This is a genomic window from Neobacillus rhizophilus (assembly GCF_018343535.1).
GTDB classification, from domain to species: domain Bacteria; phylum Bacillota; class Bacilli; order Bacillales; family Cytobacillaceae; genus Neobacillus; species Neobacillus rhizophilus.
This window is the reverse complement of record NZ_JAGYPF010000001.1, coordinates 246412-270574: the sequence shown is the minus strand read 5'-3', so window position 1 is coordinate 270574 and position 24163 is coordinate 246412. Positions and strand designations below refer to the sequence as shown.

Genomic DNA, 24163 nt, shown 5'->3' with positions numbered 1-24163 from the left:
AAATCATCGCTTTGGTAGCATAGAACCTTTATATGAGCTCAAACGCTTGAAAAAAACATCGGTTCGGTAGTATAGAGCCTTTATATGAGCTCAAACGCTTGAAAAAATCAACGGTTCGGTAGCATAGAACCTTTATATGAGCTCAAACGCTTGAAAAAGACATCGGTTCGGTAGCATAGAGCCTTTATATGAGCTCAAACGCTTGAAAAAAACATCGGTTCGGTAGCATAGAGCCTTTATATGAGCTCAAACGCTTGAAAAAAACATCGGTTCGGTAGCATAGAGCCTTTATATGAGCTCAAACGCTTGAAAAAGTCATCGGTTCGGTAGCATAGAGCCTTTATATGAGCTCAAACGCTTGAAAAAAACATCGGTTCAGTAGCATAAGAGCCTTTTATACAGCTTTAATCTATGAGCACTCCCGGGTTAAGAATATATCCAGGGTCTAGTGTGCGTTTTACCGATTTTAGTGCAGAGGCGAAGAGGTCCGGACGCTGTTTGTCATACCATGGCCTGTGGTCACGGCCAACTGCGTGATGGTGGGTAATCGTGCCGCCGAGGGAAATGATGGCCTCAGATACAGCCGCTTTGATTTCGTCCCACTGCTCCAGTTCACTGCCAGGCTTTCCAAGAGCTTTAACGGTGTAATATGGTGCCGGTCCATCAGGGTAGACATGTGTGATTCGGCATGTCACCCATCCATTATGGCCGGAAATTTCTCTAACCGCCTTTTGAGCGGCCTCCATTACTCCAGTATGAAATCCTTCAAAACGGTCCCATGTTATCGCTGTTTCGAAGGTTTCCACGATAATCCCTAAGCCGACAAGGACATCCCTTAGATACGGTGCTTGGATAAACGCATTTCGCCACGTACCCACATCACCTTCCCTGCTTGCGGATGAATCACTTCTAGTTTTGATAACATCCTGCCCATATACTCCGCCAAATTCCTTACAGCATTCTAATGCCCTAATCATCCAAACGTCAAGAAGATGATCATGCGACTCAAAGCCAAGGATGAGTACTGCTGTTTGTCCGTCCCCTGCCCCAGAGTCGTGCGCCTCACCTGTATCAAGCAAACGGCAATTGGAAGGATATAAACCAGATTGGCTTAGTACCCGGACGGCTTTCACTCCGGACTGAAAATCCGGGAAACGTACCGAGGCTGCAGTTCGATAAACCGGACGGTCCTGAAGCCTGACCCAGGCCTCAGTGATTATTCCAAGCGTACCTTCAGAGCCAATAAACATCCTGTCAGGGCTTGGTCCTGCACCAGAACCAGGCAGCCTTCTTGTTTCAACCACGCCTTTTGGAGTAATGACACGTAGCGATTGCACGAAATCATCGATATGTGTGTGCAGGGTGGCAAAATGGCCCCCTGCACGGGTAGCAATCCATCCTCCTAACGTGGAAAATTCGAAAGACTGTGGAAAGAAACGGAGAGTTAAATCCTGCTCCTTTAATTGCTTTTCAATAGCCGGCCCGCGAATCCCCGCCTGAATACGTGCAGCACGCGAAATTTTGTCAACCTCAAGGACTTGATTAAAATTCCTTATATCAATCGATACTGAACCCGAATATCGGTCATCGATTTCAGGCTCAACCCCTCCTACTACACTTGTTCCGCCGCCATAAATAATAACAGCAGCCTGAATTTCGTTACACCAGTCTAGAATATTAATAAGTTCATGGTCATTACGGGGAAAAGCCACTATGTCTGGAGCATTCGTAAAATCACGGCGAAAAGCCCTCACGACATCCCTGTAGGATTTTCCATATGTGTGCGATAAGCGCTCGTGGGTATCATTAGTACATAGATGCTGAAGAGATTGTGGTATGTGTATGCGAGGCTGCTTGAGAGATATTTCAGTGATAGCTGGCGGCGGCGTCTTCTTCCAATCGCTTACTCCAAACCGTTTTGCCATTGCTGCTTCCACTTGATACTGAACCTGAGGGGACAGGCCATCTTCATAGCCCCATCCCCAAAATTTCATTTTGCGAGGTGTCACTTAAATTCCCCCTCATTAATTAATATTTTCATATAAATGAAGCTCCAATTCCTGTCTGATATCATTAGGAATTGGTTCGGATTTCTGCGTTTGAAGGTTAAAATTCACATATACTGCAGTACCAATAACGCATAGTCTGCCCTCTTGATGAATTTCCTCGTATAGCTCCAAACTGGAATTGCCGATTTTCTTCACCCATGTTTTTACCTCTACGTCTTTACCAAAATAAATTTGTGCTACGTATTCTACATTTGTTTTTAAAATAATCATCTTCCAGTCATGAAAGGTATCCTCCGGGTTGAATAATTTAAAAAGCTTGTTTCGGCCTGCCTCCAGCCAAATTGGGATCGTCGTATTATTGATATGGCCGACACCGTCCGTTTCAGAAACCCTTGGTTCGATTAATGTCAAATACATGAGAAAACCACCTTTAATCTAAGCCGTTAAAAGCCATTTGATAAATTTGATAGATTTCATCTTTGCCGAGAGGTTTTGGGCTTCGGGCCAGGAGTCTTTTTTGTTTGATTGCATCTTCAGTTAAGCTTGAAAGACTGGATTCTGGTATGCCATATTCTTTTAGTGTCGTTGGAAGCCCGACGCTTTCGACCAGTTTATAAAATAACGTTAAAATTTCATCTTCAGTTCGTTCCTCACCGTGATTGGTTAATATGTTGCATACCCGATTCAGTTTGTTACGGCAGCTTGGAGAAATCGTTTTCATGACATACGGAAGTAACACAGCGTTGGACTCTCCATGCGGTAATTTGAACTGGCTTCCGAGCGGATAGGCAAGGGCATGAACACCGGCGACACCTGCGTTGAAAAAAGCCAGTCCGGCAAGATAACTGCCGTAGCTCATCGCAGTTCTTGCTTCCCTGTCTTCTCCATTATCAACTGCATTCATTAATGAGCCACCGATTAATTCGACAGCTTTAATAGCAAGTGCATCTGTTGCCTCGTTTGCATTAACAGAAAGAAAGGCTTCCACAGCATGTGTTAAGGCATCAATTCCGGTGGCCGCTGTTATTCTTTTAGGAACAGACAGGGTTAATTGTGGATCAACTATCGCAATATCAGCTAGTAAGAAATCATGAGTGACGACATCCTTGGTCCCTTCAAGGGAAACAACGGCAATATCTGTTACCTCACTGCCAGTTCCAGATGTTGTGGGAATTAATATTTTTGGGACTCCCCTCGTTTTTAGCTTCCGTGTACCAGTGAGATTAAGATAATCTGCTGTATCACCCTCATTTTGCGATATGACGGCAGCGATTTTTGCCAAGTCTAATGCACTACCGCCACCTAAACCGATTACACAATCGAACCCGCCTTCGCGAGCATACGCCGCTAATCTCTCTGCACAAGCGAGCGATGGTTCCGGCTCAACATCAGTATAAAGGCTAACATCATATTGTTCATTTAGGGGAGATAAGTATTGATGGACCAATCCGATTTTAACAAGGGTTTGGTCGGTAACTACTAGAATACGGCTAGGCTTCATATCCTCCAGTTCTTCAAAAAGCTTCGCTATGGAGCCCCAGCCGGTATATGATTGTTTTGGGAATCTTAAGGTTGAAATCATTTACGTTGTCCCTCCTTTAAAATTTTCAGTACCTATTAAACTATTTCAACAAGGAAGGCAATATCCCTGCTGATTTTTACATAATAAATAGCCCGGCGGACACCAGGCTATTTATTCGAAATCAAAGCTTATTTAAATTTTGTAATGACATTAAAGCCATAGGTTTTAAAATTAGTCATATCATTGAGGACGTCATTCACTTGGTCTAGAGCTATCTCCCTTGATACGAGGGAACGTGGATTTAATTTTCCCTGAGCAATCATTGACAATAATCCATCGTACTCCGACCGTGGATTCCCTAGGCTCCCGACAATTTCTAATTCCATCGCTGTGATTGCATCAATCGGAAGGCCGGCAATTCCTTGTTCGTTATGGGTTGTTAAGCCGATTTGGACATGGCGGCCGCCCTTTCTTAAACAAAGCACGGAATTTAATATGGTTTCCTGGATTCCCAGTGCTTCGATAGAGGCATGGGCACCCCCTCTAGTAATTTCCTTTATAGCTGCCACCACATTCTCGCTGCGTGCATTGACCGTCGCTACAGCCCCTTCTTTTCGGGCCATTTCCAGCTTGGCATCATCCACATCTACCGCAATGACTTGAGCGCCAATAGCATTTCCGACCTGAACGGACGACAACCCTACACCGCCTGCCCCGTGGACCACCAGAAAATTTCCTGGCTTCAAGTTGGCACGCACCACACCATGGAAGCCCGTCATGTAACGGCAGCCGATTGCAGCAGCAGTAACTGTATCAACTTCATCCGGAAGTGGAACTAAATTAAAATCTCCCTTAGGCACTTTTACATATTCCGCATAAGCTCCATCATGGGCAAATCCAAAAATTTGCAAATTATCACAGCGGTTAGAATGGCCGCCTAAACAGCTTGGGCAGTGTGAACAACCTTCATGAAATGGTGCCGTCACCCGGTCGCCTGGTCTGAAGTTTTTTACTTCTTTTCCGACGGCTTCGACAACTCCGCCAAATTCGTGGCCTGGTATAATTGGCAGCACTGGACTTAGACCAAGCCATGCCCAATCTCCCATCCACGCATGCCAGTCACTCCGGCACACGCCGCTTGCCTCTACCTTGACAATCACATCATGTGGACCAGGTGTTGGATCAACTACATTTCCGATTCTTAATGGCTGTCTTTGCTCAATAATTTGTGCAGCTCTCAAATAGATTCCCTCCCAAACTTTTCACCTATTAATTTCAAATAATTACCTTAAAAGATATTCTATGTCCTAACAAAAAAAGAACAAACTATTGAAGATTTATTTCTTTTTTAACGGTGTTTTCAGAATCTTTCCAGTTGTTGTTTTCGGCAGTTCTTTCATAAAATATATTTTTCTAGGAATCTTGTAATAAGCCAGCTGTTGTTTACAGAAACTTGCGATCTCATCTGGTGTGATTTCCGATTTCGTCACAACATAAGCGGCTACTTCTTCTCCAAAAACAGGGTCAGATTCGCCAACTACTGCGCACTCTACTATATTTGGGTGAGTATAAAGTACCTCCTCTATTTCTCGTGGATAGACATTGTAGCCGCCGCGGATAATCATGTCCTTTTTGCGGTCAACAATATAAAGGTATCCTCGCTCATCCCTCCTCCCTAGGTCTCCGGTATAGACCCAGCCGTCTTTTATCGTCTCGTTCGTTGCTTCTTCTTTTTTATAATAGCCTTTCATGCCGTTTGGCCCTTTAAAAATAATTTCCCCTACTTCGTTAACAGGGACTTCCCTGCCATTCGGGTCGACTATTTGCAGCTCGATACCAGGAACGGGCACCCCGACTGACCCTGGAACCTTTTCAATATCGCTAGGGAAACAGCTAATCATGACAGTGCTTTCGGTCTGGCCATAGCCTTCGCCGATTTGTACACCCATTTCCTCCTCCACTTTTTCTAGAATTTCAACTGGGAGACTGGCTCCGCCTGAACCTGCAAGTCTGAGGCTGGAAAAATCTAATTCTTTTATTTTTGGCGAATGGATAAACTTCGTGTACATGGTAGGAACACCGAGAAAAATGGAAATATGGTTGTCGGCAAGCTTCTGTAGGATAACATCTGGAATAAAGCGTTCTTCCAAGTAGATCGTAGCCCCTCTTAACAAACAGATAAGTAAGCCCTGCAGCTTTGCATACGCATGAAATAATGGGAGAACGACAAGAACCCGGTCTTCCTTTGTTAGCTCCAAAAGGTCAGCACTCGTTTCCGACATCCAACCCAGATTTCCGTGTGTAATCAATGCCCCTTTCGGCTTGCCAGTTGTTCCTGAAGTATAGATTATTTGGGCATTATCATATGGATTTTTTTGTTCGATAAAGAAATTTGCGGGTTCACCAGAGACTTCTTCCCACGCGACATAGGCTTCTGTTTTGGTTAAAGTGAAGATAGATCTTACTGATGAGAGAGACTTGTGGGCCTTTTGAACTTCACCAAGGCCAATTTCATCAACTATAAGGGCAACAGCATCGGAATCATTTAGAATATAGGTTATTTCATTTTCTTTGAAGGTAGGATTAAGAGGAATCACAGTGGCACCAATTGCTAGCAAGGAAAAATAGGCAATTACATATTCCGGCTTATTGGCCATCATCAGACCGACATGAGAACCGTTTGTAATTCCATACTTTCGAAGTCCTGCCGCTTTTTCCTTCACCTTATCAGATAACTCATGATAGGTAATTTTCTCGTTCCGAAATACAATAGCAGCATGATTGGGCATTTCTTTTGCCGTTTGAAACAAAACTTCACTAATATTCAACAATGTCCCCTCCTTATTCTATTGTTCAGAAAAATAGGCATATAGAAAAAGTGTATGCGCTTACATATTAATCTATGAAAAAGAAAAGTGTCAAGCAATATGGTAATTTTTTCATATCGCTTGACTCTTCGGTATAATATATATTTTTAATTAAAACTCAAGACATTACGTTCTTTTAGGAAATTTAGCGCAAATTCAAGGTCTTGTTTGTGTAGGTTAAAGGTTGATTGCATCATGTTGAGCCATTCGTCCTTATCTTCGAAGTTCTGGACTTGGATATGCTGGTCCGATTTGATGATTAGTTTCGAATTCACGACTGCATAGCTAACCCGTTCCTTAAAGATGGTCGCTACAATCCTGCGCATAAATGGGTTTTCCCCCTCATCCCGATGGGAATGGAAAATATCTTCTTTAAAACTCTCAAGCTGTACTGGAACCCATTCTATTGTTTTGACGACAAAACTTTTCCCGCCAGTTCTCCTATCAATCAGATATTCAAGCTCTTTTTCTTTTTTTATGATAATTTCTTCGCCGCAGCGAATCAAATAGGGCTCCTTCTCAATTAATAGCGGTTCGAACAACGGGGCCATGTACCCGACATCTGAATAATAGGATTTACCCTCGATTGTCACCATCAATGCTAAATGGTTATTTCCGCCTCTAGCACGGACAAATTTTGCTTCGAATCCCAGAGATTGTAGCAGTTCCCCGAAATGAATATTTAAAATATAACAATTTCCTCCAAAGCCTCGTTCAAGAAAGTTATCCAAAAACTTTTCCTTGGAGGGAATGAGCTCATTGTCTTTCTTAGTGGAGAAATAATAATATTTACTGCATACTTCAAATGGTAAACGATGTAAATGAGCCTCTACTAAGCGCTGCAAAAATTCATAGTTTGGTGCAGCTGCCTCAACGTTTAATATTGATAAATACTTTTTCGTCCATTGATCCAATTTTCTCCTCTCCTTATACCGGTTTTAAGACCATCAGAGCAATAATCACCAATACAATCACACATGAGGCGATATGGTAGTTTCGCACTTTTGAAAGAAGGTCTAGAGTTATTGGATTTGTTTCGGATTTGCCCTGTTCGGTTAATTGGGTTAGAGTCATAGCAAGCTTTTTAGCCGCAGGAGTCAGAAATCCAATGATGACCACTTCCGCTAAAATAAACAAGATGAGCACGGCCGCAATCCATAAAGTAAAAAACGTGCCGTAATTGCCAAGCCAGACCAATAATATCCCGGTTAACAACGTTAATCCGCCAAAGATTTTTGGAAGGATCTCTAATCTTGTCACCAAGTCCGCCATCCTTTTTACTTCCTCCAGTGATTTTTCCTTCCTTAAAATCAAAGGAAAGGCATAAGCAGGGCCAAGCCCGACAACTGCCGATACAACATGTAATAAAACAATCCATTCCATAAAAAACACCACCTATTCATAAGTCTTGAACTTATCATAAGTGGTTTGCCAATTGAAAAATATCGGTTAAAATACGTAATTTTAAGTGGATGATTCTGTCAGGCCATTTTCATGAACATACTTTGTCAAGGCAGCGCGGGAGCCTATCTCTAATTTTTGATAAATCCTTTTCAAATGGGTGGTGACCGTCCGCTTACTTATGAACAAATTTTGTGCGATTTGGTCATTCGAAAGTCCTTTTGCGACCTGTATCGCAACCTGGATTTCCCTTGGACTTAAAGGAATTTTCACCTCAGAAGTCTGTTTTGAGACCTTAAACAGGACATGTTCAAGCTCCTGTTCCATTATCTTCAGACGTTCGTTTTCGTCATTAATTCCGCTGCTTTTTTCAATTAACTTTGCCAATCCTCTCGAAAAGCTCTCCAATACCTCTTCTTCAAACCTACGAAATTTATCAGAATCATTGCTTTGACAAGCAATGACGGCAATGACTTCCCCGTGTTCCCCTATAAGTGGGAGGGAGATAAAATGTTGGTGGATTTTCCTATAGTCTTGGCCGGTGAAATTTTCTTGACCATCCTGAAGGCGAAGAAAGGTGGTAACTGCATATTGAAACTGCGATCTGATATTTAAAATCCGTAATGGCTTTTTTTGCTGAAGAGACAACTGCGCAACCCGTTTCAGAACTGTAGCTGCTATTTCCTCCTCCATTCCGCGTATTGTAACAAGATGTAGTTCATCAGAATTTTCATCCTCTATCCATACTCCCGAGGAATCCCAGCCTAATTTTTTCTCTAATTGTTCCAATAAGGGATTATATAAATCGGTATTAGAAATCAAATGACTATTTTCTTCGTCACAACTACGGACTGACAGTACCTGGAATACCTCAGCACTTTTTACAGTGATAGGTATGCCAGACTCCAGCATCATCGAGAGAACCTCATATTGCTTCTTCATTTCCGTGAAAATTGCTCCGTCCAAATTTGAACCCTCGTATTCTACATCCAGTTCCCATGTGGTAAATGTATTAGTATCCATTGTCCGAATAAAGGCAAATCGATTGTGGCGCAAATTTTGAATGCTCTTGTTTAACATATGGTTGGCGATGGCAACATGATGAGAATCAACAAACCATATCCTGGCGATATTTGTAATATTGGGTACTCCATCCTTATTGCTAGTAATTATGGTTGCTGGTACTACTCCCATTAAGGCCGGATGCATTTCCTCAGGTATCATGGGTGTCCACTCCTTTTTCATACCTACTCCCGGCATAAGGACCGGGTGTTTGGACATAAACTTGTTCTACATAATACGATAAGGAATCACAAATCGTAGCTGACAATGGAAATTTGTCGTACATTTTTGGAAAAAGCTTTAGGCTGCCTTTCCGATACCGTGATAAGAATTCATTATCCTCCTCAGTACACAATTTTGATTCTATATAACTCCCTTTTATTTGATAGGATTCATTCGTAAAACCATCCGTTAATAAGCTCGAAATTCTCCCAGAACCTGAATGAATAAAAGATAAAACCTTCTTTGCTTGTGATTTAAGTATGAAAATTTTAAGCTGGTCCTTCCCTTCATTTGTTTGCACACCAAAACCCCCGACGGAATAGGAACGCCCTTCAGAATTGGCGACAGCAAGATGTATATAAAGCGGTTCTGTTTTTCTTAAAAAATGAACAACCGAATCGTCTAAAATCATAAAACCCTCCAAATCAACCATCCTAAGAACACCAATCTGGCTCCAACAATATTTTCTTTATTCTAATGAAAAATTCCTGCCCGATAATAAATAGAAAAAGAACCAAATTGGGATTTATTTGAAAAATACCAATTTGGTTCTCCGCTATTTTATAAACTTCAATTTTAGTTGAACAATTTCAGACTGAGTACCAATTCTTAAGGGCGTTCCCCAGAAACCATATCCCGACGTGACTATCGAATGTAGCTGTCCTTTTTTTAGATAGCCCCAATCATTTTCATAAATCTTATTTGTTATCAAATTAGCCGGAAACAATTGTCCGCGGTGAGTATGTCCAGACACCATCAGGTCTACTCCATTATTTTCGGCAACATCCAAATCATACGGCTGGTGGTCAAGGAGAATAACCGGTTTTGATAAATCCACCTGTTTCATTAAATCGGAAAGCTTCATCCTAACCACATCCTGATAACCGCGGTCTTTCCTGCCAACCAAGGTAATCCCATTATCTAAAACAATTACTTCATCTGCCATTAACCTCATACCGCTGTTATTAAAAATTTTAATCAGATCAATCCCAGGGTCCTCCCGGTCATGATTCCCCATAGAGGCATAAACCGGTGCTTTTATCTTTTTCAAAATATCTGGAATTCCTTTATCGAGAAAAGGATCCACATCATCATCAATAATATCCCCCGGAAAGAGCACAAGGTCAGGTTTCAAGGCATTGATGTGTTTAACAAGATTTTTAGCGTGGTTCGCCCCCGACATCTCACTAAAATGCATGTCGGATGCCATGACAATGTTAAGACTTTTTACCGCTTCCACATGCTTCGGAATGTTTATTTCATAGGTTCTTACGACAGGAGTAAAGGCATTGTATAAGCCTACTGCAAATAATCCGGAAATAATCAATACAGTGGTAAAACCGGACCATTTTACAACCTTTTCTTTTTGAATACAGGTAAACCGTGTTAAAAATACAAAAAGATTCACAAATGGAAGCAGCAAAACCGAATAATAAAAAATCCCCAGCCAAATCCCGCCAAGCCATGTAAAGATGGCACTGTCATCCAAAAACCTGGCGTAGACAAAGGTATAGGCAACAAAAACGAGGATCAGCCAGTAGATAAACCTTGCCCGATTTTTTCCGATAATAAATGTTTTCATCCATTTCCAGCCATTCCAGCCGATATAGAACAAAAGTAAATTATAGATTACTAAAACACCTGCAAAAAACCCCACACATGATTCCCCTTTACCATACGAAAATACTAATTCTATTAGACCTTATTTAGGATAAATTGACAACTTTTAGGGCAACAGACACAATTTCGGCATATATTTTGGTGTTTTTCAAAAATATTACCGGGTATTTTGAAGGAGATTGTCGAAATAAATAGAATGATAGTACAGAGTTTAATTAAAGGAGGAAAAAAGTATGAAGAAAAAAATGTTGACCGTTATTTGTGGTGGATTTATTGCTCTTTCCCTTTTTGCTGCACCCGGTAATCCTGTAAAAGCAGCGGAAGATGAAAATTGTACTTGTCATGATGTTACTCCTATTTACGGGGCACAGAAAAACAAAATAATTGCAAATTTAATCAGCAGTCAGGAATTTAAAAAAACAAAACTTTCTATTATTAAGGATGGAGATAACTGGAGAGGGATAAATAACACTGAAGTACTTGTACATAATTCTTATGGAATTACAATTGTAGGGGTACCTTTTATATCTCAAGACGGCACAATTATGATGGCAACTTTCTTTGATGGATCCTTTATGGGCTCTGCACCAAAAGATGAATAGGGGTTTATATAATTCCTTCCCAATTTCATTTATTGGGAAGGAATTAATTTAATTTTATTGTATTTCTCCATCAATAATCGTCATTTCAACCGAAGTTTGCAGCAGTTCATCAGGGTCTTCAAGTTCGAATAGATTTTTCGAATAAACTGTCATATCCGCCAGCTTTCCTCTAGAAATTGTTCCTTTTAAAGTTTCTTCGTTGGTAGCGTAGGCACCACCAACTGTAAACAATCTAATAGCTTCCTGTATAGATAGCTTTTCTCCGGCATTCCAACCTTCATGGGAATCCCATGGGGCTCTCCGAGTTATTGCTGAATGAATACCTAATAAAGGGTCCACAGGTTCAACTGGGGCATCAGAACCACCCGCACAAATGACACCTGCCGCAAGCAACGATTTCCAAGCATACAAATACTGCTCCCGCTTCTCCCCTAATCTTTCCTTAATCCATGGATAATCTCCGACCACAAATCTTGGTTGAATATCAGCAATTCGGCTTGGCACTGCCAACCTCTTAATCAAATCCGGCCTTACCAAAGAAACATGGATAATCCGGTCACGATACTCGACCGCCGGGAATTGCTCAAGCACATCCAGAACATTTTCCAATGCTTGATCACCAATAGTATGTACGGCAATTGGCATGCCATGTTCCCTAACGTTTTTCACGATCTCATATAGTTTTTCTTGGCTAAGCATTGCATCCCCATACGCACCAGGTTGATCATGATATGGCTCAGATAATAGAGCCGTTCTTCTGCCAAACGCGCCGTCAGCGAATATTTTGATAGAGCCGATTTGCAATTTCTCATTCCCGTAACCGGCATACATTCCTCTATCCTTCAATGCTTGAAGATAAGGATAATCGATCAAAAGATTGCAGCGTAAGGCTTTACCTTCCTGATTATTTAATTCATCATACATTCTATAGGTTTGCTCTAATCCGCCAAAAAAGGCTGGGTCATTCGTGTGGACACTTGTTAACCCTTTTTTTACAGCATAATTCATTGCCTTCTCTAAACCGCTTTTTAACTCTTCATAGCTTTTCTCCGGAATATGATTGGTAAATAGTTTAGATGCTGATTCCAAAATCATTCCTGTTGGTTTTTCCGTAATAGGGTCTAATACAACCGTTCCCCCGACAGGAACCTCAATGGCAGGGTGGTAACCAGACACTTTAAGAGCCTTACTGTTTACTAAAAAGGCGTGGTGGCAAATTCGTTTTAAATAAATTGGACAATGCGGTGCAGCATAATCCAGCTCTTCTATAGTCGGAATTCCGCCATCGGTAAACAAATTCTCATCCCAGCCCATTCCGACCAGCCATTTTCCGGGTGGAATGCTGTCAGATTTTGAACGCAATTTATCGAGCATTTCCTTTTTCGATTTGACCCCTGTTAAATCAAGGTCTAAGAAATTAAAGGCCACGCCAGAAAGATGCAGATGACTGTCAATCAGTCCGGGAGTAACCGTCCTTCCTTGCAAATCAACAACACGAGACCCATCTCTTCCCCATTGAAGAGTCATTTCAGCATGAGTACCTAAATCAACAATTCTTCCATTCTCCACTACAACTGCCTCTGCCAAGGGCTGAAGTTCATCCAGCGTATAGATTTTTCCGTTCGTGAAAATTGTCTTCGCCATACAGACACTCCTCCAAAAAACTGATATGTATACCTTTCTATATAATACCAAAGCCGACAGTGCAATGGACTAAATGTATAGTCATTTCACTGTCGGCTTGTTAAATGTATTTGAATCTATAAATAATTATCCAAATTGCCAAACACTATGTGTCAAGTTTCCATATCGGAAGCTGCGGTGCAGCAAGGCTGCTTTTTTCGCATTGTCGGCGGCACCCATCGCGTAAAACAGCGGGATAAAGTGTTCTCTTCCATATGGAGGAACGGCATATTCCGCATTTGGAGCTAAGGTATCATATTGGAATAATGAGTCTAGGTCCCAATGGTTCAGATGGTAGGCAAGCCAGTCTTCAAATTCGAGCGCCCATTGGTCCACTCCGCTATCGGCCCAATTGACGGCTCTTAAGTTATGCGATGTTCCCCCGCTGGCAATGATTAAGATATCTTTTTCTCTTAGGCCGGATAAAGTTTTGCCGATTTTATACTGTTCCTCAGGCGACAAAATAGGATTTACCGACATTGCAATAACTGGGATATCTGCGTTTGGATAAAGCATCCTAAGAACAACCCAAGAACCGTGATCCAGGCCCCGCTGCATTTCGGTTTCAAACGGAACCTCATTCTCGTTGAACAAATTCTCTATTTCTTGCGAAAGTTCATGATTTCCCTGTGCAGGATATTGAATGGTATATAATTCAGGAGGAAAACCTCCAAAATCATAAATGGTACTATATTGTTCAACATCGCTTACCTTTTGAACTCTGGACTCCCAATGTGCTGAAAAAATAACAATTGCCTTTGGACGAGGAAGATTTTTTCCTAATTGATTTAAAAACTGTGTGTATTCATTGTTTTCAATCGCCAATAATGGCGCGCCATGTGCGATAAATAATGATGGAAGCATTATTATTCCTCCTTTAATTAAGCCGCTTTACTAATATTATTGTCTTTCTTTTCTTTATTGAATAATAGTTGGTCGAGAGCGAACAACTTGCTGTTATTGATGGCAATTAATAAAGCCATGGCCAGAAAAGCAAGTTCTAATTCATAACCGGCACCTTGACCATTTCCCAAAAAGCCACCTGCTAATTTTACTTTAAAAATGGCACCAGCCATTAACAATACAAATAATGCGGAAACGATTCTGCTTCCAAATCCGACAATTAAGGCGATACCCCCAACTATTTCAATAAGACCAACCGCATAGGCCATGAAACCTGGCAGCCCGATACTTGCAAACCAACCTGCAATATTTTCGATTCCGCCTTGAAATTTAACAAATCCATGGATAAAGAACGTCACACCTAAAACTATACGTAAGATCAATGTACTTACTTCATATTTTTTCAACATTTTCTCATCTCTCCTATTATTTTTTTATTTTTCTAGTTTGTTGATTAACCATTGTGTAAAGTCTTGTTGATTCTTTAATGAAACAGTATGTCCTGCTGGATACGAATGGAAAGCAACTTTTGCACCCAGACTTCTAAAGTATTCATCGTTTTCAACACCCCATTGGTATGGAAGAATCTGGTCGAATTCACCGTGGGAAATAAAAAGCGATAGTTCCTCTACCGGGTTCTTTTCATATTCTTCTTTCACAAATCCAGGAATGTACCCACTTAAAGCGGCAATGCCTTTAATACGGTTACCCAGTTTAATTGCGAGGGACATCGAAAGAATTGCTCCCTGACTAAAACCGGCCAAATAGAGTTGATTTGGATCTACCGGATATTCCGCCAAAACATCATCAATAAAATTGGAGATCATCCCTACTGTCTCATCAAAAACATGGCGGTGCGGTTTTCCAAAGCCTTCAATCGTAAAAAACGCGAAGCCAGGTGGCTGCACTAGCGGACCACGGATACTAAAAATGAAAAATTTCTCTTCCAAACCGGCAACCAATGGCAGTAAATCTTGTTCATTACTGCCCATTCCATGCATCAAAAATAAGGCAGGATAGGATTTATCGGGATCAACTTGCTCAGGCTTAAGAAGTGAGTAAGTCAATGATGATTTCAATGCTATCACCCTTTCTATAAAAATAAATTATTGATATCTATAGGTTATCTATAGACGTAAATACTAATCCCAAAGAATTGAGAGTCGTGGTATTTAAATAATAAACAAAGATTCATATTAGAAAACTTTAATGCAAAAAAATAAACGTGTTTCTTAATATGAACTTTTGTTATTTATAAGATAACAACGGATGTGTGGATTGTCAATTAATTTTTTGCTAATATATAAATAAGTTCTATATAAGAGAACATTAGAGGTGAAAAAATTTGGATATTGGATCGAAAATACGCGCCATCCGAAACAGGAAAAAAATAACGATTGCCCAAATGTGTGATGGCACTGGTCTTTCAAAAGGATTTATTAGCAATGTTGAAAATAATAACACCTCTCCATCGATCAATACTTTGCAAACGATTGCTAATTATCTAGAGGTCCCATTACCGTATTTATTGTTAGAAAAAAAACAGCACATGCGGGTTGTCAAAAAAAGTGAGCGTACCTATTCCACTTTTAATGAGTTGAAAATTGAGCATATCGCGTCCATTGGAGGGTTAAGGCTAATGAGTGTGGAGTTTCCACCCGGAGCGTCTATGGGGGAGGCGAATGCCCATGAGGGTGAAGAGTCTCATCTAGTCTTGGAAGGCAAGGTCCTTGCTGAACAAGGCGAAGATTCCTACATGTTAGAGGAAGGCGATTCCTTTAGCTGGAATGCGAGTGTCCCGCATTTTGTTAAAAATATAGGAGAGCAAAAAGCAGTCATCCTGATTGCAACTTATACTGACTCTGAACATAATCGCATTTTTTAAAAAAGAAACCTCAGGATCATAAAATCTTGAGGTTTGCTTTTTCTGTAATATAAATGGATTAAGCTATGACGTTCCTTAATGTCCCAATATTCTCAATCGTGACTTCCATTTCATCACCAGGTTTCAACCATATCTGCTCATTCTCCGGCAAACCTAAAATGACTCCTTCAGGTGTTCCAGTGAAAATTAAATCTCCAGGTTTCAAGGTCATATGCCTGGATATGTAACTTACAATTTTCGCACAATTAAATATCATATGTTTTGTATTGGATGATTGGCGGACTTCACCGTTTACCTTACATTCAATGTTTAAATTGAATGGATCAATCTCTTCAGCTGGGACAACATACGGTCCTATCGGAGCAAAACCGTCTGGCGATTTCCCAATCAGCCACTGGCCGGTTAAAAATTGCAGGTCACGGACAGATAGATCATTTCCTGCTGTATAGCCGAAAACATAGGATAGAGCTTCCTCTTCTGATACATCCTTTGCCTCTTTCCCTATCACCATAACAAGCTCAGCTTCGAAATCAAATTTTTCCCCAACTTTAGGCAGTGGGATATTTTCACTGTGTGCTGCTAAAGCATTGTTAAATTTACTAAATAAAACAGGGTTCTCAGGTACATTTACCAGCTTTGCTTCCTCTACGTGACTTTGATAATTCAGGCCCACACATATAATTTTTTCCGGATTCAGTAATGGCGGTAGAAATTCGATTTCTGCCTCACTTACGTAGTTTTCTGAGCCCGTGTTATTAATGATTTCTTTTACAAGTGACAGTCCGTTTTCATTTTTCACTAATTCTTCGAGATTTAAATCAAGCCCAGCTTTATTCAGGTCAAGGATGCCCTTGTCTGTCTTCACACCAAGCTTGACTTCATTGTCTTTTTTAAAGGTTAGTAATTTCATACGTAACTCCTCTCTCCTGAAAAAATATATATCTAACTTTAAGTATTAACGAATTGTCGAAATTGTCAAGAAAATGTCGTGATAACTTTTATAAGCTCATTTGGAGTTTCGTACATACTCATATGTCCGGCGTTTTGTATTTCAGCGTGCTTGATGTTTGTTCTTGTAACCGAAAAAGTTTTTTCAACTGGGATTATTTGATCCTGTTCTCCCGCAATTAATAGGACAGGTACCTCGGTATTTTGTAATACATGATTGCGGTCTGGGCGATTTCTCATTGCTAAAAGTGTATCCATTGCCCCTTGTGGTGAAGTGGTGTAGCCAATTTGTTTTGCTTTTTCTACATAGCTTTCATTTAGATTTTCCGGTGAGAAAAGCTTCGGAACCAACCCATCAATAAAAGTACGAATGCCTTCGTCCTTTATTTTTGCAACGCCTGACTCTCTTCCCTTTTTCGCTTCATCTGAATCCGGGAAGGCAGTAGAGTGTACAAGGGAAAATCCATTTATATAGGAATTAAATTTTTCCGCAAAGGCAACCGTTATGTATCCGCCTAGGGAGTGGCCAAACATCGATACCTTCTCAATGTTTAACGCATCTAATAATTCTTTTATTTTTTCTGCGAGGTCGTCTATTGAAAATCCGGGCTTTAGTGGTGAAGATTGCCCATGCCCTGGCAAATCAGGAGCGATGACACGATTATGGTTGGCCAACTCAGGAATTACTTTTTCCCAATACTGAGAACTACCGCAGAAACCGTGCAGAAGTACAACAGGATTCCCAGCGCCTTCGTCTATGTATGCTAGTGTCGATTCATTTAATTGATGCTTTTTTATATTCATTATTTTCACCTGTCCTTTTTTGTATTTTATCCCATTAAATATTCTGGATTGGTAGCTAATTTCCTACCCATGTAAAATAAAAAAGAGAGAGAATTTATCCCTCTCCATTCTAGCTAATATGTTCTTCAGTGCCTTCACTTGGACTTAATAAAGCTCTTTTATTTTGAATTTTTGTCAGGTTTGATCTTTTAAGGAGATAGTTCATATGGTCAACGGGCATCGCCCCATAACCCTTTCCTTCCCCCAGTGTAAATTGAACGGTTACTCCATTATTTGAAATGACCGTTAATAAATCTGCGGAGTTAAAGAAACCTTGTGCACCTTGAGAAATTTGAAACTTGGCACCTTCTTCAATAGGCATTTCGTCTCTCCTTTGAATCTTAATCTCCCTAACATTATGCCAAGTATTTTTTTATTCATACATATATTTTCCAAAAACAGATACTGTCTTTGGATATGTATTTATTTGTAAGGAACTATTAGTTTAATTCTTGATTCGGGGAGTTATAACCATTTCATAACGACTGAACAAAGCATAAAACCTTGCTAAGGTCGTTATAAACAAAGATAACTCCCTAACAAGGCTTTTACTCAAAAATTACTCTTCATCTTCTTCCGCTTCCATCATTTCCTCAAAAGCGGCGACAACCTTATCAAATTCCTCGTCACTCTCAATGGCTGAAAAATCGCCATCTTCATCAACCTTTAAGAAAAAGATATCAATATCTTCTTCACCAGCCTCAAGGATATCCTCTACAAATCCAACAGCCACATAATCGGTTCCCTCAAGCGTCATGACTCCGAGAACTTCAACTTCCTGCCCCTCTTCATTTTCATCATCACTGATTGTAAAAATTTCGCCTACTTCAACTTTAGTCATCGTAAATTCCTCCCAATAGAAAAATCCATCCTTATTCATTATCTCATTAAGGATGGATTTTAAACAGCATTATATTAAACCAAGCATTCTGACAGTTTGTGTAATAACGAACGGAACAAAAATAGCAATAACTGTTGGGATAAGAAACGATAAGAAAGTCCATTTTTTACTTTTCGTTTCCTTATATACATTTAACAGCGTTGTACCGCAAGGATAATGCAGTAAAGAGAATAACATCATATTTAAAGCCGTCAGCCAGGTCCAGCCGTGGTCCACTAAAATCTTTTTTAAAGCAACTAGACTATCAACCTCTGTTAAGGAACCGGTGGATAAATAGCCCATCAGTAAAATTGGAAAGACAATTTCATTGGCCGGCAGTCCGAGGATAAAGGCCATCATGATATAGCCATCAAGTCCAAGCAGCTTTCCAAATGGATCTAAAAACTGTACGGCATACATTAAGATGCTGGTGTCACCTATATAAATATTGGCAAAAACCCAGGTTAGGATTGCTGCTGGAGCGGCTACTTTCACAGCTCTTACCAAAACTGACCAGGATTTTGTCACCGAGGAACGAATAACCGTATCAAAAATTTTCGGCTTGCGGTATGGTGGCAGCTCCAATGTGTAATGTGTTGGAACCCCCTTTAAAGCCGTTTTGGATAAAACCCAAGAGACAAAAAAAGTAACAATAACCCCAAACATAACAATTCCTATCAGGACACCAGTTGTTACAAGGGATTTCACTCCTCCTGTATAACTGGCTGCCATAAACAAGGAGGAAAGAACAATAAGCGTTCCCCAGCGCCCATTACAAGGAACAAAATTATTAGTCAGGATAGCGAGCATCCGCTCCCGGGGAGATTCTATGATTCTCGTAGAAATAACCGCTGCCGCGTTACAGCCGAATCCCATTGCCATTGTAAGTGACTGTTTTCCATGCGCCCCAACCCTTTTAAATAACCGATCCATATTAAAGGCAACGCGCGGCAGGTAGCCGTAATTCTCCAGTAAAGCAAACGTTGGAAAGAAAATGGCCATCGGCGGCAGCATTACGCTGATTACCCAAGTTGTGCCTCGGTATAAGCCAAGTACCAGAACCCCATTCACCCATGCAGGGGCATGAATAAGTGTAAAAAAGCTAGTTATATATTTTTCAAGCGAGCCAAAAAACTCTGCCAGCATCGCAGAAGGTATGTTGGCCCCTGCTATCGTGATATAAAAAACCAGACCAAGCATGGCAATCATGATCGGAAACCCAAGGATCGGGGAGGTGAAAATGGCATCCAATTTTTCCGTCCTAAGGTCTCGATCGGATTTGGTATAAGAAACACCTTCCTGGCATAATTGATGGCTTCGATCATAAAGCTGCTGAACAATATCGTCCCTCATTTTTGCCGTCGACAGCTGCTGAGCCTCGCTATAAAGCTCTTGAATACCCATTTACCTCACCCCTTCTGGTACAAAACGTTTATTTAGTTCGTTCAATAGGGCCTCATCCCCATCAAGCAAACGTAATGACACCCAGCGCGACGAAATGCGGTCGCCAACCATCTCCCGGACTTTTGGTTCAATTTTTCGAATTTGTTCCTCGATTTCGTCCGAGTACTTCATTTGTGCCGGATGGCATTCAATTGCACCAGTAATAATGCGGTCAATTGTATCCAAAAGCAGCGGAAAACCGATTTTATTACGGGCAGAAATTTTTATCACTGGTACTCCCAAACGGTTCATCAGCAATTTTTCATTAATCTTGATGCCTTGTTTTTCCGCTTCATCAATCAAATTAATACAAATAACTACATTCTTGGTCATTTCCAATACCTGCAGGGCGAGATTCAAATTCCTCTCAAGTGAAGTGGCATCTAAAACTACCAGAGTAACATCCGGCTTTTCAAAGACGATGAAATTTCTGGCCACTTCTTCATCCTTGGAATTGGAAAAAAGCGAATACGTTCCCGGCAAGTCAACCAATTGAAACACTTTATCCTTAAACGGGACACTTCCCTGTGCCATTGAGACAGTTTTCCCAGCCCAGTTTCCTGTATGCTGTCTAAGACCAGTCAAGGCATTGAACAATGTGCTTTTACCAGTATTCGGATTACCGGCCAAAGCAATTCGGTATTCATTTCCCACTGGAAACCAACTCCCCTTCAATTTTCGCACTTTCCTCTTTGCGAAGGGCAATGGTCGTTTGACTGACTCGAAAAGCAATCGGGTCGCCTAACGGGCTTTTCCGAACAACCTCAACCAATGCACCCGCAACAAACCCTAAATCTAATAATCTTCTTCGCATGACACCATCTAGATTTATAGAAGTAATTTTTATAATATTCCCTTTTTCACCATTAACCAATTTTACAAGTTTTGGCTCATCCATCACTCTTGCACCGCCTTCAAAGTTTTTACCTCGTGCAACTTTTTGTTAATTATATGATAAAGATTCTAATTTTGTCATCAAATTTGCAAAAATTCCGCAATAAAAAAAGCACCTCTTCCATTACTGGCAAAAAGTGCTTTAAATAATCGTATACGTAAGCCATTCTTCCGGCATGAGAGCTTGATATTTCCGCTGAAGAAACCGGTCATCAACAAGGACGATGGTACCTTGGTCCGTTTCTGAGCGAATCAGCCTGCCGCCTGCCTGCAAGACCTTGTTCATCCCAGGGATAACATAGGCATAATCATAGCCATTTTTATTTTTTTTGAAAAAATGATCCTTGATGAGATTCCGTTCAAAACATAGCTGCGGCAGCCCCACACCTACAACGACCACCCCATTTAACCGGTCTCCTTTTAAATCAATGCCTTCGGAAAAAATACCACCAAGGACTGCAAAGCCTACTAATGTTTGCTGTAAATCTGGTTTAAATTCAGCTAAGAATTCTTCTTTTTGTGCTTCCGTCATCCCCGTTGACTGCAGAAGTAATTTCGCTTCTTCATTGAACTGTCCAAACTGTTCATAAACCGTCATCATGTATTGATAGGAAGGAAAGAAAATTAGATAATTCCCCTGTTGGTTTCGTGTTAATGAATGTATTAATGAAGCAATTTCACCCGCCGTTTGTTCCCGATCGTTGTATCTTGTTGATAAAGGTTTAACATAAACCTCAGACTGTTCCTTGGAAAATGGGGATTTGACTGACAGCTTATAGTCCTCTGCTTCGCCACCAAGTATGTCCTGATAATAGGAAATGGGTTCAAGCGTTGCCGAAAAGAATACTTTAGAGCGAAATCCTTTTCCCATTTGCTTAAGTAAGTTGGAAGGGTTGATACAAAAAAGCTTGACCATTACGTCGTTTTTATTCTTCTCCCCATAGATGATATAATTTTCATCCAGTAGGTTTAGGATTTTCAGGAAAGATTGAACTTGAAAGTATGCATCTAATAACGTTGGGTTGCTTCCTGCTGCCAAAACCTTTTCCGCTTCTGATACGAATAATTCCAGTAGTTCTGAAAGAGGTTCTTCCAGCTTTTCCAACACAAATTCAGTCTTATTTTCTTTTTTCAAAGCAATAAACCAGGCATTTATTTTATGGGCTATTTCATAGACAGGTCTATTCAGTTCTTTGAATTCACGTTTTAGTTGCAGAAACATGTCCTTATTAATAGAAGCCGAAAACATTTCCCGGCCGCGGTCAACCAAATTATGGGCCTCGTCCACCAATATTGCCGTGGATTTCTTTTGCTCTTCATACAATCTTTTTAAAGACACTTGGGGATCAAAGATATAATTATAGTCGCAAATGATGGCATCTGCTGCATAGGCAAGGTCAATCGAAAACTCAAATGGACAAACCGTATGTTTGCGAGCATATGCTTCAATAACATTGCGGGTCATTTCGTTTTCATTCATTAAAATATCGAGAATGGCACCATTAATCCGGTCATAATAGCCATTGGCAAACTCGCAATATTCCTTCTGGCAGTTGGTTTCTTCTTTAAAACAAACTTTGTCCTTCGCGGTAATCGTAACGCTTTTCATACATAGTCCACATGAGTGCATTTGTGCGAACGCCTCTTCTGCCGTCGTTCGGGTAATCGTTTTTGCCGTTAAATAGAATATCCGGTCAGTATGTCTTTCACTAATAGCCTTTATGGCTGGAAAAAGTGTTGAAATGGTTTTGCCGATTCCGGTGGGAGCCTTGGCAAATAGATTTTTCCTTTCTGCAATGGTTTTGTAAACAGCACCAGCTAATTTCCGCTGGCCATCCCGGTAAGATGGGAATGGGAACCGCAACTCTTTGCTGGTTTCATTCCTTATTGAACGATGCTTCGCCTGCCAACTTGCAAAGGGTGCATAGCTTTTTATAACGTCGAAGACAAATGTTTCTAGATCCCCTGCCGTGTACTTTCGTTTAATATGTTTCTTTTCTTCGGTATCAACCTGGAAATATGTAAGCTGAACATCAATTTCCGTTAGCTGGTGATCCTTCGCATACATATAGGCATACATTTTAGCCTGTGCCCAGTGGACTGGATACCCATCATCTTCAAGTTCATCAATGGGATGCGAAAATGATTTAATTTCATCGATGGTTACCTCTTCTCCATAGAAAAGCAGCCCATCGCAGCGTCCATCAATAACATAATAAAGTCCTTCGAAAGGAATCTCGGCCCGAAGATAGACTTCCTTCTGGTCACCTTCCTTATAGGTCTTTTGTATTTTTTGATGGGCTCTCGTCCCCTCTAAAAGCGTTGATGTCGAACGAAACCGCGAATCAATGCTGCCGCTGCGAAAGACATATTCAACGAGGGTTCTAACTGATATACGGATTTCTTCCAATTGAATCACCGGCCATTAAACAGCAGAATGTATGTTTGTACTTCCAATTATAACAAAAGTGGTTCATGAAAACATTGTTGGTTTGTAACATAGGATTAATAATTTGAAATATGGAAGAGTTGAGGGAATATAAACACTTGAGTGAAATAATAAATTGAAGGGTCTATTATCAAGAAAGGTTAGCATACTTCTTTTGGATAAAAATTTTATAAGTTCAGTTGCTTTAAAAAGTTATATACGAAACCTGTATTGATGGCCGAAACCAGGAATCTAATAAGGTTAGGGTCGCCAAAAACCTGTATTGGCAACCAAACTCAGTGATTCCCACAAGTTAGGGTCGCCAATAGCTTGTATTGGTGCCCGAAACCAAGAATCCAATCAAGTTAGGTCGCCAATAATTTGTATTGGCGACCGAAACCAGTGATTCTATCAAGTTAGGGTCGCCAATAGCTTATATTGGAGACCAAAATCAAGAATCTAATCAGGTTAGGGTCGCCAATAACCTGTATTGGCGACCGAAACCAGTGATTCTATCAAGTTAGGGTCGCCAATAACCAATATTGATGCCCGAAACCAGGAATCCAATCAAGTTAGGGTCACCAATAACCTGTATTGGCCCCCGAAACCAGGAATCCAATCAAGTTAGGGTCGCCAATAACCTGTATTGGCGACCGAAACCAGGAATCTAATCAAGTTAGGGTCGCCAATAACCTGTATTGGCGACCGAAACCAGGAATCTAATCAAGTTAGGGTCGCCAATACCCTGTATTGGCGACCGAAACCAGGAATCTAATCAAGTTAGGGTCGCCAATAACCTGTATTGGCGACCGAAACCAGAAATCCAATCAAGTTAGGGTCGCCAATAACCTGTATTGGCGACCGAAACCAGAAATCCAATCAAGTTAGGGTCGCCAATAACCTTTATTGATGCCCGAAACCAGGAATCCAATCAAGTTAGGGTCGCCAATA

At 40.7% G+C, this 24163-nt stretch carries 24 protein-coding genes; 2 read left to right on the top strand and 22 right to left on the bottom strand.

The window, feature by feature from the left end; translation table 11 throughout:
* Window positions 1-404: 404 nt before the first annotated feature.
* The 10 genes from KHA99_RS01270 to KHA99_RS01225 all read right to left on the bottom strand — a co-directional run bounded on the left by KHA99_RS01270 (window position 405) and on the right by KHA99_RS01225 (window position 10740).
* A complete protein-coding gene (locus KHA99_RS01270) occupies window positions 405-2009 on the bottom strand; it encodes an FAD-binding oxidoreductase (protein ID WP_213115623.1) in 1605 nt (534 codons plus the stop codon).
* A 15-nt stretch (window positions 2010-2024) separates the two neighbouring features.
* Window positions 2025-2426 (bottom strand): acyl-CoA thioesterase, encoded by a 402-nt coding sequence (locus tag KHA99_RS01265; RefSeq protein ID WP_213115622.1) that lies wholly within the window; start codon window positions 2424-2426, stop codon window positions 2025-2027.
* A gap of 13 nt (window positions 2427-2439) precedes the next feature.
* Window positions 2440-3591, bottom strand: coding sequence for an iron-containing alcohol dehydrogenase (locus tag KHA99_RS01260; protein WP_213115621.1), 1152 nt, complete (start codon window positions 3589-3591; stop codon window positions 2440-2442).
* A gap of 128 nt (window positions 3592-3719) precedes the next feature.
* A complete protein-coding gene (locus KHA99_RS01255; RefSeq protein ID WP_213115620.1) occupies window positions 3720-4772 on the bottom strand; it encodes a zinc-dependent alcohol dehydrogenase family protein in 1053 nt (350 codons plus the stop codon).
* Window positions 4773-4868: 96 nt separating this feature from the next.
* On the bottom strand, window positions 4869-6359 hold the full coding sequence (locus tag KHA99_RS01250; protein ID WP_213115619.1) for a long-chain-fatty-acid--CoA ligase: 1491 nt from the start codon (window positions 6357-6359) through the stop codon (window positions 4869-4871).
* A 146-nt stretch (window positions 6360-6505) separates the two neighbouring features.
* Entirely contained in the window at window positions 6506-7312 is an 807-nt protein-coding gene (locus tag KHA99_RS01245; RefSeq protein WP_213115618.1) for an arylamine N-acetyltransferase, read from the bottom strand.
* 13 nt (window positions 7313-7325) lie between these two features.
* Window positions 7326-7781 (bottom strand): DUF2269 family protein, encoded by a 456-nt coding sequence (locus KHA99_RS01240; RefSeq protein WP_213115617.1) that lies wholly within the window; start codon window positions 7779-7781, stop codon window positions 7326-7328.
* Window positions 7782-7862: 81 nt separating this feature from the next.
* Window positions 7863-9023: a LuxR C-terminal-related transcriptional regulator gene (locus KHA99_RS01235; RefSeq protein WP_213115616.1), complete on the bottom strand. Its 1161-nt coding sequence runs from the start codon at window positions 9021-9023 to the stop codon at window positions 7863-7865.
* Entirely contained in the window at window positions 9013-9495 is a 483-nt protein-coding gene (locus KHA99_RS01230; RefSeq protein WP_213115615.1) for a hypothetical protein, read from the bottom strand. The genes KHA99_RS01235 and KHA99_RS01230 overlap by 11 nt, the downstream gene beginning before the upstream one ends.
* 144 nt (window positions 9496-9639) lie before the next feature.
* On the bottom strand, window positions 9640-10740 hold the full coding sequence (locus KHA99_RS01225) for a metallophosphoesterase (RefSeq protein ID WP_213115614.1): 1101 nt from the start codon (window positions 10738-10740) through the stop codon (window positions 9640-9642).
* A 196-nt stretch (window positions 10741-10936) separates the two neighbouring features.
* On the opposite strand from KHA99_RS01225, the gene KHA99_RS01220 reads away from it, so the two are divergent.
* Window positions 10937-11305, top strand: a complete 369-nt coding sequence (locus tag KHA99_RS01220; protein ID WP_213115613.1) for a hypothetical protein — start codon at window positions 10937-10939, stop codon at window positions 11303-11305.
* Between the two features lie 54 nt (window positions 11306-11359).
* On the opposite strand, the gene KHA99_RS01215 is transcribed toward KHA99_RS01220, so the two are convergent.
* The 4 genes from KHA99_RS01215 to KHA99_RS01200 all read right to left on the bottom strand — a co-directional run bounded on the left by KHA99_RS01215 (window position 11360) and on the right by KHA99_RS01200 (window position 14979).
* Complete coding sequence (locus KHA99_RS01215; RefSeq protein WP_213115612.1) at window positions 11360-12949, bottom strand: amidohydrolase; 1590 nt, start codon at window positions 12947-12949, stop codon at window positions 11360-11362.
* 126 nt (window positions 12950-13075) lie between these two features.
* Window positions 13076-13852, bottom strand: a complete 777-nt coding sequence (locus KHA99_RS01210; RefSeq protein WP_213115611.1) for a dioxygenase family protein — start codon at window positions 13850-13852, stop codon at window positions 13076-13078.
* Between the two features lie 17 nt (window positions 13853-13869).
* Window positions 13870-14301, bottom strand: coding sequence for a DoxX family protein (locus KHA99_RS01205; RefSeq protein ID WP_213115610.1), 432 nt, complete (start codon window positions 14299-14301; stop codon window positions 13870-13872).
* Between the two features lie 24 nt (window positions 14302-14325).
* Window positions 14326-14979, bottom strand: coding sequence for an alpha/beta hydrolase (locus tag KHA99_RS01200; RefSeq protein WP_307851962.1), 654 nt, complete (start codon window positions 14977-14979; stop codon window positions 14326-14328).
* A 257-nt stretch (window positions 14980-15236) separates the two neighbouring features.
* Here KHA99_RS01200 and KHA99_RS01195 point away from each other — a divergent pair, with 257 nt between their 5' ends.
* Entirely contained in the window at window positions 15237-15776 is a 540-nt protein-coding gene (locus KHA99_RS01195) for a helix-turn-helix domain-containing protein (RefSeq protein WP_213115608.1), read from the top strand.
* Window positions 15777-15834: 58 nt separating this feature from the next.
* On the opposite strand, the gene KHA99_RS01190 is transcribed toward KHA99_RS01195, so the two are convergent.
* The 8 genes from KHA99_RS01190 to KHA99_RS01155 form a co-directional block, all read right to left on the bottom strand.
* Window positions 15835-16686, bottom strand: coding sequence for a fumarylacetoacetate hydrolase family protein (locus KHA99_RS01190; protein WP_213115607.1), 852 nt, complete (start codon window positions 16684-16686; stop codon window positions 15835-15837).
* A 65-nt stretch (window positions 16687-16751) separates the two neighbouring features.
* A complete protein-coding gene (locus tag KHA99_RS01185; RefSeq protein ID WP_213115606.1) occupies window positions 16752-17528 on the bottom strand; it encodes an alpha/beta fold hydrolase in 777 nt (258 codons plus the stop codon).
* 109 nt (window positions 17529-17637) lie between these two features.
* The gene (locus KHA99_RS01180) at window positions 17638-17889 is read right to left on the bottom strand and encodes a hypothetical protein (RefSeq protein ID WP_213115605.1); all 252 of its coding nucleotides are present in this window, start codon (window positions 17887-17889) and stop codon (window positions 17638-17640) included.
* Window positions 17890-18126: 237 nt separating this feature from the next.
* Complete coding sequence (locus KHA99_RS01175) at window positions 18127-18408, bottom strand: DUF1292 domain-containing protein (RefSeq protein WP_213115604.1); 282 nt, start codon at window positions 18406-18408, stop codon at window positions 18127-18129.
* A 69-nt stretch (window positions 18409-18477) separates the two neighbouring features.
* On the bottom strand, window positions 18478-19851 hold the full coding sequence (locus KHA99_RS01170) for a nucleoside recognition domain-containing protein (protein WP_213115603.1): 1374 nt from the start codon (window positions 19849-19851) through the stop codon (window positions 18478-18480).
* On the bottom strand, window positions 19852-20544 hold the full coding sequence (locus KHA99_RS01165; protein ID WP_213115602.1) for a FeoB small GTPase domain-containing protein: 693 nt from the start codon (window positions 20542-20544) through the stop codon (window positions 19852-19854). It abuts the gene before it with no gap.
* Window positions 20534-20788 carry a FeoA family protein gene (locus KHA99_RS01160; RefSeq protein WP_213115601.1) on the bottom strand — a complete coding sequence of 85 codons (255 nt, stop codon included), beginning with the start codon at window positions 20786-20788 and terminating at the stop codon, window positions 20534-20536. The genes KHA99_RS01165 and KHA99_RS01160 overlap by 11 nt, the downstream gene beginning before the upstream one ends.
* A gap of 138 nt (window positions 20789-20926) precedes the next feature.
* Window positions 20927-23194, bottom strand: coding sequence for an ATP-dependent DNA helicase (locus tag KHA99_RS01155; RefSeq protein WP_213115600.1), 2268 nt, complete (start codon window positions 23192-23194; stop codon window positions 20927-20929).
* Window positions 23195-24163 lie beyond the last annotated feature (969 nt).

Excerpts from the sequence above, each read along its gene's own strand:
- KHA99_RS01265 (WP_213115622.1), bottom strand. The coding sequence starts at position 2,426 with ATGTATTTGACATTAATCGAACCAAGGGTTTCTGAAACGGACGGTGTC.
- KHA99_RS01260 (WP_213115621.1), bottom strand. The coding sequence starts at position 3,591 with ATGATTTCAACCTTAAGATTCCCAAAACAATCATATACCGGCTGGGGC.
- KHA99_RS01240 (WP_213115617.1), bottom strand. The coding sequence starts at position 7,781 with ATGGAATGGATTGTTTTATTACATGTTGTATCGGCAGTTGTCGGGCTT.
- KHA99_RS01235 (WP_213115616.1), bottom strand. The coding sequence starts at position 9,023 with ATGATACCTGAGGAAATGCATCCGGCCTTAATGGGAGTAGTACCAGCA.
- KHA99_RS01230 (WP_213115615.1), bottom strand. The coding sequence starts at position 9,495 with ATGATTTTAGACGATTCGGTTGTTCATTTTTTAAGAAAAACAGAACCG.
- KHA99_RS01220 (WP_213115613.1), top strand. The coding sequence starts at position 10,937 with ATGAAGAAAAAAATGTTGACCGTTATTTGTGGTGGATTTATTGCTCTT.
- KHA99_RS01215 (WP_213115612.1), bottom strand. The coding sequence starts at position 12,949 with ATGGCGAAGACAATTTTCACGAACGGAAAAATCTATACGCTGGATGAA.
- KHA99_RS01210 (WP_213115611.1), bottom strand. The coding sequence starts at position 13,852 with ATGCTTCCATCATTATTTATCGCACATGGCGCGCCATTATTGGCGATT.
- KHA99_RS01205 (WP_213115610.1), bottom strand. The coding sequence starts at position 14,301 with ATGTTGAAAAAATATGAAGTAAGTACATTGATCTTACGTATAGTTTTA.
- KHA99_RS01190 (WP_213115607.1), bottom strand. The coding sequence starts at position 16,686 with ATGAAATTACTAACCTTTAAAAAAGACAATGAAGTCAAGCTTGGTGTG.
- KHA99_RS01185 (WP_213115606.1), bottom strand. The coding sequence starts at position 17,528 with ATGAATATAAAAAAGCATCAATTAAATGAATCGACACTAGCATACATA.
- KHA99_RS01180 (WP_213115605.1), bottom strand. The coding sequence starts at position 17,889 with ATGCCTATTGAAGAAGGTGCCAAGTTTCAAATTTCTCAAGGTGCACAA.
- KHA99_RS01175 (WP_213115604.1), bottom strand. The coding sequence starts at position 18,408 with ATGACTAAAGTTGAAGTAGGCGAAATTTTTACAATCAGTGATGATGAA.
- KHA99_RS01170 (WP_213115603.1), bottom strand. The coding sequence starts at position 19,851 with ATGGGTATTCAAGAGCTTTATAGCGAGGCTCAGCAGCTGTCGACGGCA.
- KHA99_RS01160 (WP_213115601.1), bottom strand. The coding sequence starts at position 20,788 with ATGGATGAGCCAAAACTTGTAAAATTGGTTAATGGTGAAAAAGGGAAT.